This is a genomic window from Prescottella defluvii (assembly GCF_000738775.1).
GTDB lineage: Bacteria > Actinomycetota > Actinomycetes > Mycobacteriales > Mycobacteriaceae > Prescottella > Prescottella defluvii.
Window position 1 is genome coordinate 1 of the sequence record NZ_JPOC01000248.1, and the last position, 204, is coordinate 204.

Below are 204 nucleotides of genomic sequence, written 5' to 3' on the forward strand. Positions count from 1 at the left end.
CCGCGCTGCTGACCGCCGGACGCGCGGTGAGCATCGACTACCTCGGCGAGGACACGCTCGACGTCGGCCGGGCCCGGGACACCGTCGTCGCCTATCTCGAGCTGCTGGCCGAACTCGCGCGGATGCCGCAGGCCGACGCGACCGGGGTGCGTCCGATCGAGGTGTCGGTGAAGCTGTCGGCGCTGGGGCAGGGGCTGCCGGGGG

The 204-nt window shown here is 74.5% G+C and carries 1 pseudogene; it reads left to right on the top strand.

The features are described 5' to 3' along the window. Positions 1 to 204 (top strand): annotated as a pseudogene (locus IJ15_RS0124735) (proline dehydrogenase); the annotation flags it as partial.